Genomic DNA, 16,909 nt, shown 5'->3' on the forward strand with positions numbered 1-16,909 from the left:
CATGTCAGGAGCCGTCTGGATGATGAAGCGTTCTCACCGGGCCGTGCCGCTGGCCGCCGCCCTGCTGGTGCTGGGAGGGTGCGCGGGGCGCACGCAGACCGAGCCCCCCCTGTCCTCCGCCGAGCCCGTGCGGGAGGCGCCGTCCTCCGTCGTCCAGTCGCGGGAGGGTGGCTTCAGCGTGACGTTCCCCGGCCCCGTGACCGAGGAGCGGCGCGTGCAGCCCACGGACGTGGGCGAGGTGACGCTGCACACGTTCATCGCCGCGCGCACGCAGGAGGACACCGCCTACTACGTCTCCTATACGGACTTCCCGCTCGCGGCGGTGGCGCAGGTGAGCCCGCGCGACGTGGTGGACCGCGCCAGCCAGGGCGCGCTGGAGGCCCTGGGGGCGACGGCCATCACCGCGAAGACGCTGGAGCTGGAGGGCGGCTTCCCCGGCCAGGAGGTGGGGGGAATGTCCGGTCCGCGCCGCCTCCGGGGCCGCTTCTTCATGGTGGGCCCGCGCCTGTACCAGCAGCTGCTGCTGCACCCGGAGGGACGCGCGCCCCAGGACGCGGACCGCTTCTTCGATTCGTTCCGCCTGGACCCGGTCATGGTGGGCAAGCTGGGGCAGCGGACGACGGGCGGCTGACGGTTTCGCTCTCAGTGCAGCGGGTGCACGAAGCGGCGCACCCCGGCGAGCAGGGCCTCGCGGTCGAAGGGCTTGGCGAGCACCTCGCGGATGGCGGGGTGGCGCTCCTCGCCGGAGCTGATGGCCATGACGGGCAGGTCCGCGAAGCGGGGCTCGCGGCGCAGGGCGTCCAGCAGCCGCCAGCTGTCCTTGCGCGGCGTCCACATGTCCACGAGCAGCAGCGCGGGGCATGGGTGCGCTTCCAGCCACGCGAGCGCCTCGTCACCGTTCTCCGTGGCGGCGACGGTGTGCCCTTCGGCGAGGAGGATCTCCACGAGCGCGTCGCGCAGGTCGCTGTCGTCCTCGACGAGGAGGAGGGTGGGGGGCGCGCGGCTCATGGGCCCCGACGCATAGGGCAAGCCCGCCTGGAGTGACAGGGAACATCTGCCGGGTGCGACCGGTACGCGGTGCGCGCGCTTCAGCGCTCATCGAACATGGCCTGGAGCACGCGCCAGGCGAGCTTCAGCTCGGAGCCGGAGCGGCACGCGAGGAAGTCGCAGATCTCCGCCACGCCGTCGGTGCGCTCCAGGTCGAAGGAGTGGAAGAGCGTCTTGAGGGACACGTCCAGCCCCACGGACAGCTTGCCCAGCGTGTCGAGCGACGGAGAGAAGGCACCGCGTTCGATGCGGCGGATGGCATCCACCGACAGGTCACTGCGTTCGGCGAGCGCTTCCTGCGTGAGCGCGCGGCTGTTGCGCATGCTGCGCACGTGCCCGCCAAATCGCCGGTGGAGCTTCGTCCACGTTGTGAGCCGGTTCTTCGCCATATTCGCGGCGGATAATTTGGGGCCGCGCCGCGCCATGTGAAGGGACCCTGTTCGCGGCCAGACCCTGCATCTGCACGGGGGTACGGGAAACCGGCGCTTCCCCGGGGAGGGCTGGCCAGGACGTGCGGTCCAGGACGGATGAGATGTCCGGGATGCCACGCCAGGGCGGCTCGCGAGGCGGCCGAGCGTGGAGTCCAGAACATGCGTGTCCCCGGGCTTTCGTCTACGCTCGCGGGCCACATGACGGTTCTCGATGTCTCGCGCGGGCTCCGGCGGGCGGGGTCGCTCGCTCTCCTGGCGGGGGCACTGCTCCCCGGGTGCGAGTCCCGCACACCCCCTCACCGTTTCCCCCTGACGACGACTCCCGCGACGGACTCCGTGCCGCCGCCAGGGCCCGGTGCCGCGCGCCCCGCCTCCGTGGAGGCGCAACCTTCCGCGCATCCTGAGTCCGCGGTGACGGGCGCGAGTGCTCCCCAGGTGGTGCCCGCTTCCTCGAGCCTGCCCGCGCAGGCGCCCGGCAAGGCGCGCTCCGTGTTCCGCGCGCTGCCGCCCACCACCGAGCGCGCCGGACAGTTGCACGCGCTGGCCACGCGGCTGAAGGCTCCGGGCGGCGCGGTGGAGGACCCCTGTCTGGAGCCGGGTGACACGGGCTGCGCGCGGTCCGCGCTGACGCCGTTCTTCACCGCGCTGGATGGGCTGGTGCGGGCGCCGGGCACGACGCCCACCGTCATCGCCGCGTTCGGAAACTCGCTCATCGCGGGGGACCGCATCGTGGACGTGGTCCGCGAGGAATTCGCCGCGGGCTTCGGCGGCGCGGGCCGGGGCGTGCTGCTGGTGGACCGCATGGCGCCCTACGGCGGACGGGGGCGCACGGCCGCCGTGAGCAACGGCTGGCAGCCGCGCACGCTGGGTGAGCTGAAGGCGCCGCCGCACCCGTTCGGCATCACCGGCGTGTACCACCTGGCCACCGAGCACCGGGCCCGGGGCCGCTTCAAGCTGGAGGGCGAGCCGCGCGGGACGCTGTGGTGGAAGGACGTGAAGGGCGCGGGCCGCCTCGTCGTGTCCGTGGACGGCGTGGTGCTGACGCGCACGGAGCCCCAGGAGGACGGGGCCAGCCGCACCACGTCCTTCGACCTGCCCGAGGGCGCGAAGTGGCTGGACATCACCGCGGAGGGCAAGGGCGCCATCGTGCAGGGCGTGGTGCTCCAGAAGGACGGGGCCGGCATCGTGCTGGACATGCTCGGCGTGCCGTCCGCGGATGCCACGCTGTATGGCCGGCTGGAGGAGGACGCGCTGAAGGCGCAGCTTCAGCAGCGCGACCCGAAGCTGCTGCTCTTCTTCCTGGGCGGCAATGAGTCCAAGCGCCTGGAGTGGAAGCGCACGGACCTGCCCACCGTGCGCCAGGACCTGGCCGTGCTCCTGCGCCGCGCCCGCGCCGCGTCGCCCGGCAGCGCGTGCATGGTGGTGGGTCCCATGGACGCGGTGCAGGACGGGCACGCGAAGGGCAAGCCCCTGACGCAGCGGCCGTTCCTGGAGGCCGCCATCCAGGCCGAGCGCGAGGTGGCGCTCGCCGAGGGCTGTGGCTTCTTCGACCTCTACGCGGCGATGGGCGGCGCGGGTTCGCTCGCGCGCTTCAATCAGGCGGGGTTCATGCACGAGGACCTGGTGCATCCGCGCGGTCGGGGATTGGACCTGCTGGGGCAGCTGGTCTCGGACGCGTTGCTCGCGGGCTGGGTGAACGAGGGCGCGGTGCCGGCACCGGCGCTCACGACCTCGCGTGAAGAGGCAGCGGACACCGGTGCGAGCGGCCAGACCGCGGAGGCGGTGCCATGAAGCGGCTCTTCGTCGCGCTGTGGGTGTTGCTGGAGACGGGGCCCGCGTTCGCGCAGGCGTCCGCTGAGAAGCCCGCGTCCGTGGCGCAGGTGGCCGCGCCCGCGCCGTCCGGGTCAGGTGAGAAGCCCGCGTCCCCGCCGGAGTCCAGCGCGAAGGTCGCGCCGGAGCCGGACGCGAAGGGCTCCGAGTTCCCGCCAGAGGTGCAGCGCGCGCTGGACGCGCTGGTGCGCGCGGACCTGAAGCAGGGCCCCACCGCGGGCCTGTCCGTGGGCGTGATGCGGGGCGGACAGCGGTGGATGAACGGCTACGGCTACCGCGACGTGGCGAAGAAGCTGCCGGCCACGGTGCGCACCACGTACCGCATGGCGTCCATCACCAAGTCCTTCACGGCGGTGGCCGTGATGCAGCTGGCGCAAGCGGGCAAGCTGGACCTGGATGCGGACATCCACACGCTGGTGCCCGAGTACCCGGTGAAGCAGTGGCCGGTGACGGTGCGGCAGCTGCTGGGCCACCTGGGCGGGGTGCCCACCTACGACAGCCCGAGCGCCGGCAACAACACGAAGCCGGTGACGACGAAGGAGGCCATCGGCCTGTTCGCGGACCGGCCGCTCGTGTCGGAGCCGGGCACGCGCTACCTGTACACGACGTGGGGCTTCAACCTGCTGGGCGCGGCGGTGGAGACGGCCTCCGGCCAGTCCTATCGCGAGTACCTGCGCGACCACGTCTTCGGCCCCGCGAACATGAGCCACGCGGACGTGGATGACCTCAGCACGCGCGACGCGCAGCAGGCGGTGGGCTACCGCGTGTCGGGCGCCACGCTGAAGCCTTCGCGCTTCCTGGACGTCACCAGCCGCTTCGGTGGCGGTGGCACGCGCGCGACGGTGGAGGACCTGCTGGGCTTCGCGCGCGCGGTGCTGGACCACAAGCTGGTGACGCGCGAGACGACGGGCCGCATGCAGGCGTCGATGGTGACGCGCGACGGGCACATCACCGACTACGGCATGGGCTTCGCGACCTATCCGCTGCGGGGCCACTACATCGTGGCGCACGCGGGCGGGCAGCCGGAGACGACGACGCTGCTGGTGCTGCTGCCGGCGGAGGACACGGCCATCGCGCTCGCCACCAACGTGGAGGACGAGGCGAAGCGGCTGCGCCGGCTGTCCATCCGGTTGATGGAGACGGTGCTGGACGAGGGCGCGCCGGCCCGGGGTGGCCACTTCACGGACCCCGTGGACGCGGTCGTCTACGAGGGCATGGGGCGGCTGGCGAGCTACGGGCTCGCGTACCACGACTGGGCCACGCGCGGTCCGGGCGCGCTGCCGGCGGAGAAGGACCTGTCGGGGGCGTTCGCGAAGGTGTCCTCGCTCCTCGAGCGGGCGGCGATTGGCCGGGACGGCCGGGGCGCGATGGAGCGGATCCGCGGCGCGCACGAGCCGCGCGCCGAGTCGCTCTTCATCCGCGTGGGCGCGCACATGGCGGCCACGGTGGAGAGGGCGATGGGCGCGGAGCGGCTGCGCGCGTACCGGACGCAGGGCGCGGCGGGCTTCTTCGCGGACTACCTCGCTGCGTGCGAGACGCTGAAGTGTCCGGAGGCGGAGCGCTTCAGCCCGTCCGTGCGGAGCGACGTGGCGCGCTTCGTCGCGGGGTGGAAGCGCGCGGAGGTGCCGGCGCTGAAGCGCACGCGCCTGGAGGCGGCGAAGGATCCGGAGCGGCTGTGGCCGTCGCTGAAGGAGGCGGCGGTGCGCGCTCCCGCCGTGCGGCCGGACTACACGGATGAGCTGCTGACGCTGGCGGACCGCGCGAAGCGGAAGCCGGTGGACCGGATGCGCTGGCTGGAGCGAGCGACGGAGCTGCATCCGGAGTCGATGGACGCGCACCTGGCGCAGGCGGTGGGTTTGCTGGAGGCGGGCCGGGAGCCGGAGGCGATTCCCCACGTGCGTGAGGCGTTCGAGACGCCGGAGGGGTCGCTGGTGCTGTCGCCCACGGGTTTCCTGAAGCGACTGCTGGACACGCGTTCGCCGAAGGTGGCGCGAGGCCTGTTGCGCGCGGCGGTGACGCTGCATCCGGACGCGCCGGAGCTGTGGGACGCGCTGGCGAAGCGCGAGCGGGCCCTGGGTGACGCGGGCGCGGCGAAGGCGGCGCTGGCCCAGGCGAAGCGGGCCCGTCAGGTCCGGGCCGCGCAGGAGGCCCGGGCTCCGAAGTCGCAGGGGGTCGTGGCTCCGGCGGGCAACGCGCCGGCGCAGGACAAGGCCGGGAGCACATCCCCCTCGGTGCCGGTGGATCCGGAGTCCGCGCCGGAGCCGTAGTGCGCGAACCGGGCATCCGGGGAAGGCACGACTCCCAAGCCTTCGGACAAGGATGCTGTCCCCAGCGCTGAGAAGGTGAGAACCCTGGGGGCGCCTCCCGGCGGCGGGCCTTGGAAACCTGTCCGACAGTCGGACAGGTTCTGGAACCGCGCGGCCCTGGGGCCTCCGCTTCAACCGGATTGCGGAAACTTGTCCGACAGTCGGACAGGTTCTGGAACCGCGCGGCCCTGGGGCCTCCGCTCCGACCGGACCGCGGAAACTTGTCCGACAGTCGGACCGGTTCTGGAACCGCGCGGCCCTGGGGCCTCCGCTCCGACCGGACCTCGGAAACCTGTCCGACAGTCGGACAGGTTTTGGACGACCGTGGCCAGGGGCCGAGCCGTGCGAGGATGCGCGGCGATGACGCCTTCCTGTCCTTCCTGTCAGGCCCCCTTCACCCCCGGCGCGGAGACGTGCGCGCGGTGCGGGGCCTCACTCTTGGTCGCCCCTGCTCCCGGCGGCGCTGAGCCCGTCTGCGCCGTGCACTCCGAGTGGCGCAGCGTGGCCACCTGCCCGCGCTGTGGCGCGTTCGCCTGCGCCCGCTGCCTGCGCCAGGGCCCCGAGGGCACCGTCTGCGCCACCTGCCTCGAACGTGAACCCCTGGGCCAGCTGCCGTGGGACGAGCGCGCGGAGCTGGGGATGCTCAAGGCGTTCTGGCGGACGTGCTTCGGCATGTTGATGCGGCCCACGGAGACGCTCCGGGGCGTCAACCCCGACGCGCCCGTGAGCAGCTCCATGGGCTTCGTGATGCTGTCGGCGATCGCCGGCTTCCTGACGACAGGCATCGTCTACACCGCGCTCATCGGCGTCATCATGGGGCTCGTCCCCGAGACGGAGACGAGCGGCGCGGATCCAAAGGACGTGAAGCTGTGGATGACCCTCGGCATGGCGGCCTGGACGGTGCTCATGCCCATCTTCAGCACCGGCATGACCCTGGTGAACGCGGGCCTGGACCACCTCATCCTCCGCATGGGCGGCGTGGAGCGCGGCTTCTCCGTGACCCTGCGCGCGCACGCCCTCTCCCAGGCGCCGTACATCGTCGGCGTGATTCCCTTCGTCGCCGTGTACGCCGCGCCCTTCTGGGCCATGGGCCTGCGCGTCTTCACCTACCGCACGCTGCACCGCACCAGCTGGGGCGCGGCGCTCGCGGGCGCGCTCCTGGTGCCCGTGCTCTCCTGCTGCCTCTGTGGCGGCGTCTACGGCGCCATCGTGTTCGCGGCCCTCAAGAGCACGGGCCAGGTCTGAGGAACGGTTCGCGCGCCTACCGCTGCCCGGTCGCCGCCGTGGCCCCGCGCGGCACCCGCGAGCTGGGCTCCGGCCAGAAGCGCGCGCTCCGGAGGCCGTCGAAGGACGCCGCCAGGCGCCGCGAGCCCAGGTCGTAGACGCGCGCCTGCGTCTCGCCCGCGAGCATCAGCAGCTCCCCGCGCGCCATCGCCCGCACGGGGCTCCGGGCGGGCAGGGCGAGTCCCTCGGGTTCGCCCAGGTGACCGTCCTCCATCTCCCAGCGCACCGGCATCATCAGCGCGGTCTGCTCGCCCGCGGTCTGCCACGCGAACAGCGGACCGCCGCGCGACTCCACGCGCGCCCAGCCGCCGAACACGTCGTGCCCCCGGTCGGGCACCACCGCGTCCAGCCGGACCGCGTCCTGGCTGCCCTCATCCAGGCCCTGCGCCGCCAGCGCGTCCAGGTCCCCGGCCACCGTGGAGGACACCAGCATCTCCGTGGTGGCGAGCGCGAACACCGCGTCCGCGTCACCGCGCGTGGCCACCGTCTCGATGCGCTTCCACGCCCCCGCATCCAGCCGGTACGCGTGCGCGAGCCCCGCGCCCTCGTCCAGCTCCGGGATGGGGATGCGCCGGCCCTCGAAGAGGAAGACGTCGTCGCGCCGCACCAGCTCGCCCGTGTGCGCCGTCAAAGCCACCAGCCGCCCCACCGAATCGAACCCCACCGCGCCCGTCAGCCCCTCCTCCGGCAACAGCTGCGCCGAGCCCTGTCCGGACGTCAGGTCCACCGTCCACACGCGCCCGGGCCCCCGAGCGCTGCCGGCCGGGTCGCGCACCGCCGCGTGCTTGCCGTCCGGGCTCCACGCGAGCTGCAACCTGTCACACGCCGCGTCCACCGTGACGAGCGCCCTGCGTCTGCCGTCTGACTCCAGCCGCAGCCAGGTACAGCCCGACGGCGCCGCGTCCTGGAGCACCGACAGCGAGAACGGCGCCACCGTCACCGGCGCGGCCACCGGCACGGCGGCGGGCACGGCCGGGGAGGCCTCCGGGGGCTTCTGGCAGGCGCTCACGAGGAGCAGGGCGCTGAAGAGGCTCGAGGTGCGGACCATGTTGAACTCCACCCGGAAAAAGATGACCTCAAAGGAATATGTCAGAGCCCCGGGTGCGAGCGGAAGTCACTCGGGGTCCGCATGGCGAGGACCGGACGGAGTCGCTCCATCCCTGCTCAAGCCATGGCCAAACCATGACGAACACAGGGAGGAGCCAAGGCCCGAAGGCCTCCGTGGCCTCGTAGGTTGACCGCCTCCGCGGGTTGCCTCCCGCGGGTCAACCCTGGAGGCCGTCATGTCCCCAGTCGTCCCTCGCTTCGTCCCGGTGCTGTTCCTGGGCTGTACGGCGGTCGCCCTGCTCACGGCGGCCGACGCACCCAAGGCCGCCCCCGTCACTCAGTGGACGGCGCGGCCCTCCGAAGCGGGCCGTATCGCCAGGGTGGAGGCGAGCCTCGCGCCGCTGGCCTTGCCGGGGGAGAAGCCCCAGGCCCTCGGCGTGCGGCGCTGGATGGCGCTGTACCGCATCCCGGGGCTGAGCGTGACGGTGTTCGACAAGGACGCCGTGGTGTGGAGCAAGGCGTATGGCGTGACGCAGGCCGGCGGCAAGGACCCCGTCACGCTGGAGACGCTGTTCCAGGCCGCGTCCATCAGCAAGCCGGTGACGGCGATGGCCGCGCTGCGCGCCGTGGAGCAGGGCCAGGTGTCGCTCGACGCGAACGTCAACGACGCGCTGAAGTCCTGGAAGGTCCCCGACAACGACTTCACGTGCGAGCAGAAGGTGACGCTGCGCCGGCTGCTCAGTCACAGCGCGGGGCTCACCGTGCACGGCTTCCCCGGCTACGGCGTGGGAGAACCCCTGCCCACGCTCCAGCAGATCCTCGACGGTGAGAAGCCCGCGAACACGGAAGCGGTGCGCGTGGCCACGGTGCCCGGGAAGGAGTCCCGCTACAGCGGCGGCGGCTACGTCGTCGTCCAGGCGCTGCTCACGGACCTGGCGAAGAAGCCCTTCCCCCAGCTCATGAAGGAGGCTGTGCTGGACCCGGTGGGGATGAAGCACAGCACGTTCGAACAGCCGTTGCCCCCGGCGCTCGCCGCGCGCACGGCCTCGGGCACGCGCGCGAGCGGAGAGGCCGTGGAGGGCCGCTGGAGGGTCTACCCGGAGCTGGCGCCCGCGGGGCTGTGGACGACGCCGTCCGACCTGGCGCTCCTCCAACTGGAGGTGGTGAAGGCGAATGCCGGCAAGTCGAAGCGGGTGCTGTCGCAGGCGATGACGCGGCAGATGCTCACGAAGCAGTCCGGGCCCTCCGGGCTGGGCTTCATGCTGGGGGATTCGCCGGATCGCTTCGAGCACGGCGGGTGGAACGACGGCTTCACCGCCACGGTGGTGACGCTGGGGGACACCGGCAGCGGCGTGGTGCTGATGGCCAACTCGGACAACGGCGTGCTGCTCTTCGAGCGGCTCATCGCGAGCATCGCCGCGGAGTACGGCTGGAAGCCCCTGCCGGACCACCTGAAGTCGCCGGAGATGACGGCGGACCTGCTCTCGCGGGTGAAGGGCGCGGACGCCGTCATCGCCTGGGCGCGGAAGACGAAGGGGAGTGGCCTGCCGCCGCAGGTGCTCAACCAGGTGGGCTACGGGTTGTTCATGTCCGGCAAGGTGGAGGACGGCCTGAAGATGTTCCAGCAGAACGCATCCCTCTTCCCGGACGACCCGGAGGCGCAGGACGGACTGGGCATGGCCTACATGAAGGCCGGCAAGAAGGCCGAAGCGCTCGCTGTGTACCAGAAGCTGCTCAAGGCGGATCCGAAGAACGAGAGCGCCTTGCGGGCCGTGAAGACGCTGAGCTCGAAGCCCTGAGCGTCCGCGCGCGAGAGGCCCGCGCCTACAGCGCCATGTACGCGCGGGCCGCCGGCACGGAGTAGAACCGTCCCTCCGGCAGGATGTACGCGGTGAGCTTGCCGCCGTAGACGCAGCCGGAGTCCAGGCCCACCGCGAAGGGGTGCTTCTGCAGGCCGCGCATGGCGTCGTGGCCGAAGATGACCAGCTCCGGGCCCTGCCACAGGCTGCCCCACGGCTCGCCCGCCTCCAGCCGCTTCGACGGCGTCCCGTCCGCCGCGATGCTGCGCAGGTTGAAGAGGAACTCCTCGCGCTGCTCCTCGAGCGGCACCCCCGGCACCAGCCCCGCGTGCACGGCCAGCGCGTTCAGGTCCGGGAAGCGCAGGTAGGAGGGCAGCCGCTCCATCCAGGCCCAGTCCGCGGCGCTCAGCGTGTCCAGCACCTGCCGGTGCTCCGGCTTGAGCTTCTTGCCCTTGGACGCGTGGCCTCCGTGCCAGCGCAGCACGTGCGCGTCGTGGTTGCCCTTCACCGCCTGGAAGCCATGCTCGCGCGCCCGGCGCACCACGCCCGCGGAGTCCGGCCCCTTCGCCACCAGGTCGCCCACCAGCACCACCCGGTCGCCGGGCTGCCAGTCACACGCCGTCAGGAGCGCGTCCAGCTCACTGGAACAGCCGTGCACATCTCCGATGAAGAGCGTTCGCATCCTCCTCCCTCTTTAACGCACTGGCCCCGAATGCCCCGCCCGGAATCTCGGAGGCCTCGCGCGGGGACGAGGCGTCGCGCGCCGCGTTACTCGGAGGGCGTGCGCAACAGCCGGCTCAGGCTCACGTCCAGCTGGCTGGAGATGAGCCGCAGCACGCTGTCCAGCTGGGAGCGCGTCAGCCGCAGCCGCTCCGTCAGCCGCTGCCGCGTCCCGTCCAGCAGCTCCTCCTGCGCGCCCACCACCCACCGCGCCGCCGTGGAGCGGTGCACGCCGTACAACGCGCCCAGCTGGTCGATGCCCAGCCCGTCCAGGTACTTCAGCCGCAGGAAGTTGCGCTGCCGCGCGGACAGGGCCGCCAGCGCCGCCTGGAACGACGCGCTGAACTCCGCGCGGTACGTCTGCTTGAGGTACGCCAGCTCCGGGTCGTCCCCCGGCGCCACCAGCATGGACAGGTCGCCGTCCTCCGACTGCGCCTGCCCCGAGCGCTGCCGCTGCCAGTCCAGCGCCAGCCACAGCGCCGCCGCGCGCACCCAGCCCGCCAGCGGCCCCGTGCCCGGGTACGCCGCCAGCCGCGCCGGGGCCTCCGCGCTGCCCACCAGCATCCGCTGCCGCAGCGCCTGACGGACCTCATCCAGCCCGGCCGGGGGCAGCTTCAGCCGCGCCACCGCCGCGTCCACCTCCGGCATCAGGCGCTCCTCGAACGTGGCCAGCGCCGAGGGCACGCCGTCCGCCGCCGCCCGGGCTAGGTAGACGTCCGCCATGTGCAGCCTGCCCCACGCGTCCTCGTGGCCGTCCGCGGGGACCAGCCGGGCCAGGTGCGCCGCGAAGCGCGGTCCCTCCAACGCGATGCCCGGCCAGGACTGCCGGGCCGCGTCCAGGGCCTGGGCCAGCCGCTCCTGGAGGACGGAGAGGGCGCCTGCCGGCTCCGTCTTTCCTCGGGCGGTCATGAAAGCCTGGGCTAGGGGCAATTCAGGTGCGGCCACGGCAGGGGACACTAGCACCGGCCCCTGTCGCGCCGCCGGTCCACCCGACATGTCGCGCAGAGGCTCCTACCTGTCGGGTGTCCCCCGGGACACGATCCCGCGTCGCGCGTGTCCACCCGAGCACGCCCGCCTGGCCGTGCGGGGCGCCCCCCTTCCAGCCTCGTCCGCCTGGGTGGCATCCAGCCGGCGCCCCAGCCTCCGTGGCCCTCCGGCCACGGCCGCCCATGGCCTGCGCTTTGCTGGTAGAGCCTTCCGGGACGTTGCTGGTGCGGAGGTGTGAACGTGGAAGAGGTCGGTGTGGGGCTCGGCGTCGGGCCTGGTGACGCGGTGTACTCCTCGTGGCTGGAGGTGAGCGCATCCCACCTCAAGCACAACGTGGCGGCGTTCCGCGCGCTGGAGTCCACCGGTCCTACACCTCGGGCGCTGGGCGCGGTGCTCAAGGGCAACGCCTACGGCCACGGCCTGGCCCAGGTGCTGCCGCTGGTGCACGCGGGCGTGGACGTCCTCTACTTCATCGCGCCGCAGGACGCGCTCACGGTGCGCGCGCACGAATCCGCGCACGGCCTGCCCGCGCGGCAGGTGGTGGTGCTGGGCGCGGTGGCCCCGGAGGAGGCCGTGGTGCTGGCGCACCAGGGCATCGACGTGGTGGTGGCGGACCGCTCGTGGGCGGACGCGGTGCCTTCGTTGCGCGCGGCGAAGCTGGTGCGTCCCCTGCGCGTGCACGTGCACATCGACACGGGCCTGGGCCGCGAGGGCTTCACGTTGGATCAGCTTCCGCGCGAGACGGCGTTCCTCGCGGACGCGCCGGACGTGTTCGAGCCGGTGGGCGTGCTCAGCCACTTCGCCAACACGGAGGACGTGACGGAGCAGGCGTACGCGCTGGCGCAGCTGGACGCGTTCGAGACGGCGCTGGGGCACCTGACCGCGCAGCTGAAGCCCGCGAAGCCGTTGCAGCGGCACATCGCCGCGAGCGCCGCGGCGCTGGTGCTGCCCCGGGCGCGCTACGAGGCGGCGCGCGTGGGCATCTCGCTGTACGGCCTGTGGCCCTCGCCGGAGACGCGGCTGTCCGCGAGGCTGGTGCTGGGCGAGCTGCCGGTGCTCAAGCCGGTGCTGTCGTGGCGCTGCAAGAGCCAGGTGGTGAAGTGGCTGCCGGCGGGCGCCTACGTGGGCTACGGCTGCACGTACCGCTGCCCGGAGCCCACGCGCATCGCTGTCCTGCCGGTGGGCTACTACGACGGCTACCCGCGCCTCGCGTCCGGCAAGGCGCACGTGCTGGTGAACGGGCGGCGGTGCGCGGTGCTGGGCCGCGTGATGATGAACCACCTGATGGTGGACGTGACGCGCGCCACGTCCGACGAGCGCCCCATCACGGCCACGCTCCTGGGCCGCGACGGAGAAGAGTCCGTGTCCGCCGAGTCCCTGGCGGGCTGGGCGCAGACCATCCACTACGAGCTGGTGACGCGCCTGGGCGCGCACCTGCGCCGCGTGGTGGTGGAGTAACGCGGCCCACCGGGTCGCACCTCGGAGCCGGGCGGGCCACCGGCATCGCGCATGGCGGACCACTCCCTGGCGCTCGCGCCGCGCGAGCACCTGGCGTCGCGGGCTACTTCGGCGGCGTGCCCTCGGTCAGGCCCGGCGACGGCGCCGTCGTGAGCGCCGGAGGCTGCACCTTCCAGCGGCGGTGCAGCCACAGCCACTGCTCCGGATGCCGGCGGATGGCGCGCTCCATCGCGGCGGTGACCCGCGCGGTGTGCTCGGTGATGGGGTCGGCGCACTCGCCGGGTCGCGGCGGGAGGATGGGGCCCTCCACCTCCAGCTTGTAGCGCGCCCCCGGGCCCGGAGGCCGCACGCCCATCACCACGAACACCGGCACGCCCGTGCGCTCGGCGGCCACCGCCATCGCGGGCGTCGTGGACGCGAGCCGGCCGAAGAAGGGCACGAACACCGCGGACTTCGCGGGCAGCGCCTGGTCCAGCAGCATGTACGCGGACTCGCCGCGGTTCACCGCGTCCGTAATCTCTTGGATCGCGCCCTTCGGGTAGATGAGCCCCGCGCCCGCGCCCAGCCGGTTCACCGCGATGCGCGTGTTCAGCGCGCCCTTGAGCGGGCGCACCAGCGCGTTGAGCGGGATGCCCCAGCGGATCAGCATCTGGCCCACCAGCTCCCAGTTGCCGAAGTGCGCCGTCACCAGCAGCGCGCCCTTGCCCGTGGCCACGTGCGCCTTCAGCGCCGCGAACGCCTCCTCGCCCTCGATGCCCTGCTGGTCCCAGTCCGGCGTCATCCGGTCCCCGGACGGCAGCGACTCCACCACCACGCGCGCCATGGTGAGGTACGCACCCCGCGCGATGGCGTGGCGCTCGGCTTCACTCTTCTCCGGCATGGCGTGCGCCAGGTTGTCCAGCGCCACCTCGCGGCGGATGCCCAGCGTGTAGGCCAGGTTCGCCACGAAGCGTGCGAGCGCATCCCGCGCCTTGGGTGACATCGCCGTGAGCAGCGCCCAGACGCCGCGCGTCAGGAACGCCACGATGGGGCCCGGCGGCGACCCGATGATGCGGCGCAGGTGCTCCGGCGGCCTTTTCCCCTCGGGAGGGGTGTTCGTTTGCGATGGCAGCGGATGCGAAGAGAGGGGAGCGGACACGGCGGCGCACTCCACCGCGAACACGACCTGACAGCAAGGCCACGCGTCGCATGCTCGTCGCTACCTTGGCAGGCTGCTCTGGTCCACACTGCGCGGCCATGCCCAACCTGCTCCGTCCGGTGGCCCTGGCCACCGCAACCTTCCTTGCGGCATGCGGTGCCCGTCAGGGTAACGCTCCCGCTCCTGGTGCCGTTGAAACGCCGCCTGTCGTCCAGGCACCTGCCGCGCCCACGCCGCCCACGCTGCGGCTGCCGGACGACGTGCGGCCCACGAAGTACGCCATCGTCCTGAAGATGGATCCGAAGGCGGAGACCTTCGAAGGCACCGTCGACGTCATGCTGGAGGTGGCCAAGGCCACGAACGTCATCTGGATGCACGGCAAGGGCCTCGTCGTGAAGGAGGCCACGCTGGAGCAGGGGGGCGTCACGCGGACGCTCAAGGCCTCCTCCTCCGGCGAGGACTTCCTCGGCCTGACGCTGGAGAAGCCCCTGGCCGCGGGCGGCGCGAAGCTGCACCTCACGTACACGGGCACCGCGTCCGAGCGCGAGACCTCCGGCGCCTTCCGCGTCAACGAGGACGGCGACTGGTACATCTACACGCAGTTCGAGCCGCTGGGCGCGCGCCGCGCCTTCCCGTCCTTCGACGAGCCCGGCTTCAAGGTGCCGTGGCAGCTCACCTTCCACGTGCCGGAAGGCAACGTGGCCGTCACCAACACGCCGCAGCTGGCGGAGGAGAAGGGCGCGGACGGCTGGCACATCTACCGCTTCGCCCCCACGCAGCCCCTGCCCAGCTACCTCATCGCCTTCGGCGTGGGCCCGTTCGACTTCCTGCCCGCGCGCGACGCCGGGCAGAAGCAGGTGAAGACGCGCATCATCACGCCGCGCGGCCGGGCGAGCGAGGGCGCGTGGGCCGCGAAGGTGACGCCGGAGATCCTGGAGCGCCTGGAGGGGTACTTCGGCATCCCCTACGCGTACGAGAAGCTGGACGTGCTCGCGGTGCCGCTGATGGGCGGCGCCATGGAGAACCCGGGCCTGGTCACGTTCAACTCGCGCCTCATCCTGGCGAAGCCGGAGGAGGACGCCGTCTGGCGCCAGCGCGCGTTCGCGAACGTGCAGGTGCACGAGCTGGCGCACCAGTGGTTCGGCGACCTGGTCACCATGGCGTGGTGGGACGACCTGTGGCTCAACGAGTCCTTCGCCTCGTGGATGACCCCGCGCATCATGGAGTCGTACCAGCCCACGTGGGACGCGCCGGTGGAGCGCGTGCAGTCCCGCAACGACGCGCTGGACGCGGACAGCCTGGTCGCCGCGCGCTTCATCCGTCAGCCCATCCAGGACGCGGGTGACATCGAGAACGCCTTCGACGGCATCACCTACGGCAAGGGCAGCGCGGTGCTGGCCATGGCGGAGACGTGGCTGGGCCGGGACGTCTTCCAGAAGGGCATCCAGCGCTACATCCGCGCGCACGCGGGCAGGAACGCCACCGCGAAGGACTTCCTGGACGCGCTGGCGCAGGAGTCCGGCAAGGACGTGTCCCAGGTGATGAACAGCTTCCTGGACCAGACGGGCGCGCCCTTCATCACCGCGACCCTGCTGTGCGACGGCGGCAAGCCGCGCGTGGCCCTCACCCAGCAGCGCTACGTGCGCCTGGGCTCCAAGGCCCCGGAGGCGCAGTCGTGGAAGGTGCCGGTGTGCGTGAAGTACCCGGGCGCGGGCAAGGACGCCACCGCGTGCACGCTGATGACGGAGGAGAAGGCGGAGGTCGCCCTGACGGAGGCGAAGGCGTGCCCGGCGTGGGTGTTCCCCAACGCGGACGGCGCGGGCTACTACCGCATGCGCCTGGCGGGCGATGCGCACGCGAAGCTGATGAAGTCCGGCCTGTCCAAGCTGTCGCGCGCGGAGCGGGTGGTGCTGCTGAGTGACTCGCTGGCGCTGGCGAAGGCGGGGCTCATGCCCGCGACGGACGCGCTGCCGCTGCTCACCGGCGTGGCGGAGGACCCGGACCGGCAGGTGCTGGAGGCGGGCCTGGAGCTGATGGACCTGGTGTCGTCGCGGCTGCTCCCGGAGGCGCAGGACGCGGACCGCGCCCGCTACGTCCGGGACACCTTCGGGCCGCGCGCGCGCAAGCTGGGCTTCAAGCCCCGCGCCGGTGAGAGCGAGGACCTGCGCCTGTTGCGTCCGCGCCTGCTGGAGCTCGCCGGCAACGAGGGCAACGACCCGAAGCTCGTCGCCGAGGCGCGCACGCTGGCGGAAGCGTGGCTCAAGGACCGCAAGGCGGTGGCGCCGGACGTCGTGGGCGCGGTGCTCGCCATCGCGGTGGAGCACGGGGACGCGGCCCTGCACGGCAAGCTGATGGAGGCCCTGCGCGGCGAGCAGAGCCGCTACCAGCGCCAGCAGCTGCTGGGCGGCCTGAGCCACGTCACCGACCCGAAGCTGGTGAAGGCGAACCTGGAGCTGCTGCTCGACCCGAAGCAGGACATGCGTGAGAACCTGTGGCTCCTGATGGGCGCGTCGCGCGACCCGCGCACCCGCGACACCGCGGTGGAGTTCCTGAAGGCGAACTTCGACACGCTGGTGGGCACCGACGACAAGCCGGGCCTCTTGCCGGAGGGCATGGGCTCGCGGCTGCCGTACATGGGCGCCGGCTACTGCGACGCGGCCAAGCGCCAGGAGGTGGCCGCCTTCTTCGCGCCGCGCGTGGACAAGGTGCCCGGCTCCGAGCGCGTGCTGCGGCAGGTGCTGGAGATCGTGGACCAGTGCATCGCGCTGAAGGAGGCCCAGGGCGCGAGCATCGGGGCCTTCCTGACCGGCAAGCCGGTCAAGACGCCGCAGGCGCCCCCCGCGCCCCGGTAGTCCGTCCCTG

The 16,909-nt window shown here is 72.5% G+C and carries 13 protein-coding genes; 7 read left to right on the top strand and 6 right to left on the bottom strand.

Features of this window, described 5'->3' with window-relative positions:
- Nucleotides 1-19: 19 nt before the first annotated feature.
- A complete protein-coding gene (locus D7W82_RS07290) occupies nt 20-631 on the top strand; it encodes a hypothetical protein (protein ID WP_233587355.1) in 612 nt (203 codons plus the stop codon).
- An 11-nt stretch (nt 632-642) separates the two neighbouring features.
- Here the strand turns inward: D7W82_RS07290 and D7W82_RS07295 are convergent, their stop codons facing one another.
- Together D7W82_RS07295 and D7W82_RS07300 are read right to left on the bottom strand one after the other, a co-directional pair.
- The gene (locus tag D7W82_RS07295) at nt 643-1,008 is read right to left on the bottom strand and encodes a response regulator (protein ID WP_120617634.1); all 366 of its coding nucleotides are present in this window, start codon (nt 1,006-1,008) and stop codon (nt 643-645) included.
- 80 nt (nt 1,009-1,088) lie between these two features.
- On the bottom strand, nt 1,089-1,370 hold the full coding sequence (locus D7W82_RS07300; protein ID WP_233587365.1) for a helix-turn-helix domain-containing protein: 282 nt from the start codon (nt 1,368-1,370) through the stop codon (nt 1,089-1,091).
- Nucleotides 1,371-1,889: 519 nt separating this feature from the next.
- Between D7W82_RS07300 and D7W82_RS07305 the strand changes: the two genes are divergently transcribed.
- The 3 genes from D7W82_RS07305 to D7W82_RS07315 all read left to right on the top strand — a co-directional run bounded on the left by D7W82_RS07305 (nt 1,890) and on the right by D7W82_RS07315 (nt 6,859).
- Nucleotides 1,890-3,269, top strand: coding sequence for a GDSL-type esterase/lipase family protein (locus D7W82_RS07305; protein ID WP_233587356.1), 1,380 nt, complete (start codon nt 1,890-1,892; stop codon nt 3,267-3,269).
- Nucleotides 3,266-5,575 (top strand): serine hydrolase domain-containing protein, encoded by a 2,310-nt coding sequence (locus D7W82_RS07310; protein ID WP_120617637.1) that lies wholly within the window; start codon nt 3,266-3,268, stop codon nt 5,573-5,575. The genes D7W82_RS07305 and D7W82_RS07310 overlap by 4 nt, the downstream gene beginning before the upstream one ends.
- 399 nt (nt 5,576-5,974) lie before the next feature.
- Nucleotides 5,975-6,859, top strand: coding sequence for a zinc ribbon domain-containing protein (locus D7W82_RS07315; protein WP_147439256.1), 885 nt, complete (start codon nt 5,975-5,977; stop codon nt 6,857-6,859).
- A gap of 16 nt (nt 6,860-6,875) precedes the next feature.
- On the opposite strand, the gene D7W82_RS07320 is transcribed toward D7W82_RS07315, so the two are convergent.
- Nucleotides 6,876-7,946 (bottom strand): hypothetical protein, encoded by a 1,071-nt coding sequence (locus tag D7W82_RS07320; RefSeq protein WP_120617674.1) that lies wholly within the window; start codon nt 7,944-7,946, stop codon nt 6,876-6,878.
- Nucleotides 7,947-8,181: 235 nt separating this feature from the next.
- On the opposite strand from D7W82_RS07320, the gene D7W82_RS07325 reads away from it, so the two are divergent.
- A complete protein-coding gene (locus D7W82_RS07325; RefSeq protein ID WP_120617639.1) occupies nt 8,182-9,744 on the top strand; it encodes a serine hydrolase in 1,563 nt (520 codons plus the stop codon).
- A 25-nt stretch (nt 9,745-9,769) separates the two neighbouring features.
- On the opposite strand, the gene D7W82_RS07330 is transcribed toward D7W82_RS07325, so the two are convergent.
- Nucleotides 9,770-10,426, bottom strand: coding sequence for a metallophosphoesterase (locus D7W82_RS07330; RefSeq protein WP_120617640.1), 657 nt, complete (start codon nt 10,424-10,426; stop codon nt 9,770-9,772).
- Between the two features lie 86 nt (nt 10,427-10,512).
- The gene (locus D7W82_RS07335) at nt 10,513-11,373 is read right to left on the bottom strand and encodes a sigma-70 family RNA polymerase sigma factor (protein WP_120617641.1); all 861 of its coding nucleotides are present in this window, start codon (nt 11,371-11,373) and stop codon (nt 10,513-10,515) included.
- Between the two features lie 318 nt (nt 11,374-11,691).
- On the opposite strand from D7W82_RS07335, the gene alr reads away from it, so the two are divergent.
- Complete coding sequence (gene alr / locus D7W82_RS07340; RefSeq protein WP_199727699.1) at nt 11,692-12,909, top strand: alanine racemase; 1,218 nt, start codon at nt 11,692-11,694, stop codon at nt 12,907-12,909.
- A gap of 103 nt (nt 12,910-13,012) precedes the next feature.
- Here alr and D7W82_RS07345 read toward each other — a convergent pair whose 3' ends face one another.
- Nucleotides 13,013-14,047 (bottom strand): lysophospholipid acyltransferase family protein, encoded by a 1,035-nt coding sequence (locus D7W82_RS07345; protein WP_233587357.1) that lies wholly within the window; start codon nt 14,045-14,047, stop codon nt 13,013-13,015.
- A gap of 98 nt (nt 14,048-14,145) precedes the next feature.
- Between D7W82_RS07345 and D7W82_RS07350 the strand changes: the two genes are divergently transcribed.
- On the top strand, nt 14,146-16,899 hold the full coding sequence (locus D7W82_RS07350) for a M1 family metallopeptidase (RefSeq protein WP_120617643.1): 2,754 nt from the start codon (nt 14,146-14,148) through the stop codon (nt 16,897-16,899).
- Nucleotides 16,900-16,909: the final 10 nt, after the last annotated feature.

The sequence above is a fragment of the Corallococcus sp. CA049B genome, assembly GCF_003611685.1.
Classification (GTDB): domain Bacteria; phylum Myxococcota; class Myxococcia; order Myxococcales; family Myxococcaceae; genus Corallococcus; species Corallococcus coralloides.

Bases quoted from the DNA above. Each gene is read 5' to 3' on its own strand.
- D7W82_RS07315 (WP_147439256.1), top strand. From the start codon at position 5,975: ATGACGCCTTCCTGTCCTTCCTGTCAGGCCCCCTTCACCCCCGGCGCG.
- D7W82_RS07330 (WP_120617640.1), bottom strand. From the start codon at position 10,426: ATGCGAACGCTCTTCATCGGAGATGTGCACGGCTGTTCCAGTGAGCTG.
- D7W82_RS07325 (WP_120617639.1), top strand. From the start codon at position 8,182: ATGTCCCCAGTCGTCCCTCGCTTCGTCCCGGTGCTGTTCCTGGGCTGT.
- D7W82_RS07300 (WP_233587365.1), bottom strand. From the start codon at position 1,370: ATGCGCAACAGCCGCGCGCTCACGCAGGAAGCGCTCGCCGAACGCAGT.
- D7W82_RS07335 (WP_120617641.1), bottom strand. From the start codon at position 11,373: ATGACCGCCCGAGGAAAGACGGAGCCGGCAGGCGCCCTCTCCGTCCTC.
- D7W82_RS07310 (WP_120617637.1), top strand. From the start codon at position 3,266: ATGAAGCGGCTCTTCGTCGCGCTGTGGGTGTTGCTGGAGACGGGGCCC.
- D7W82_RS07295 (WP_120617634.1), bottom strand. From the start codon at position 1,008: ATGAGCCGCGCGCCCCCCACCCTCCTCCTCGTCGAGGACGACAGCGAC.
- D7W82_RS07290 (WP_233587355.1), top strand. From the start codon at position 20: ATGATGAAGCGTTCTCACCGGGCCGTGCCGCTGGCCGCCGCCCTGCTG.
- D7W82_RS07320 (WP_120617674.1), bottom strand. From the start codon at position 7,946: ATGGTCCGCACCTCGAGCCTCTTCAGCGCCCTGCTCCTCGTGAGCGCC.
- D7W82_RS07350 (WP_120617643.1), top strand. From the start codon at position 14,146: ATGCCCAACCTGCTCCGTCCGGTGGCCCTGGCCACCGCAACCTTCCTT.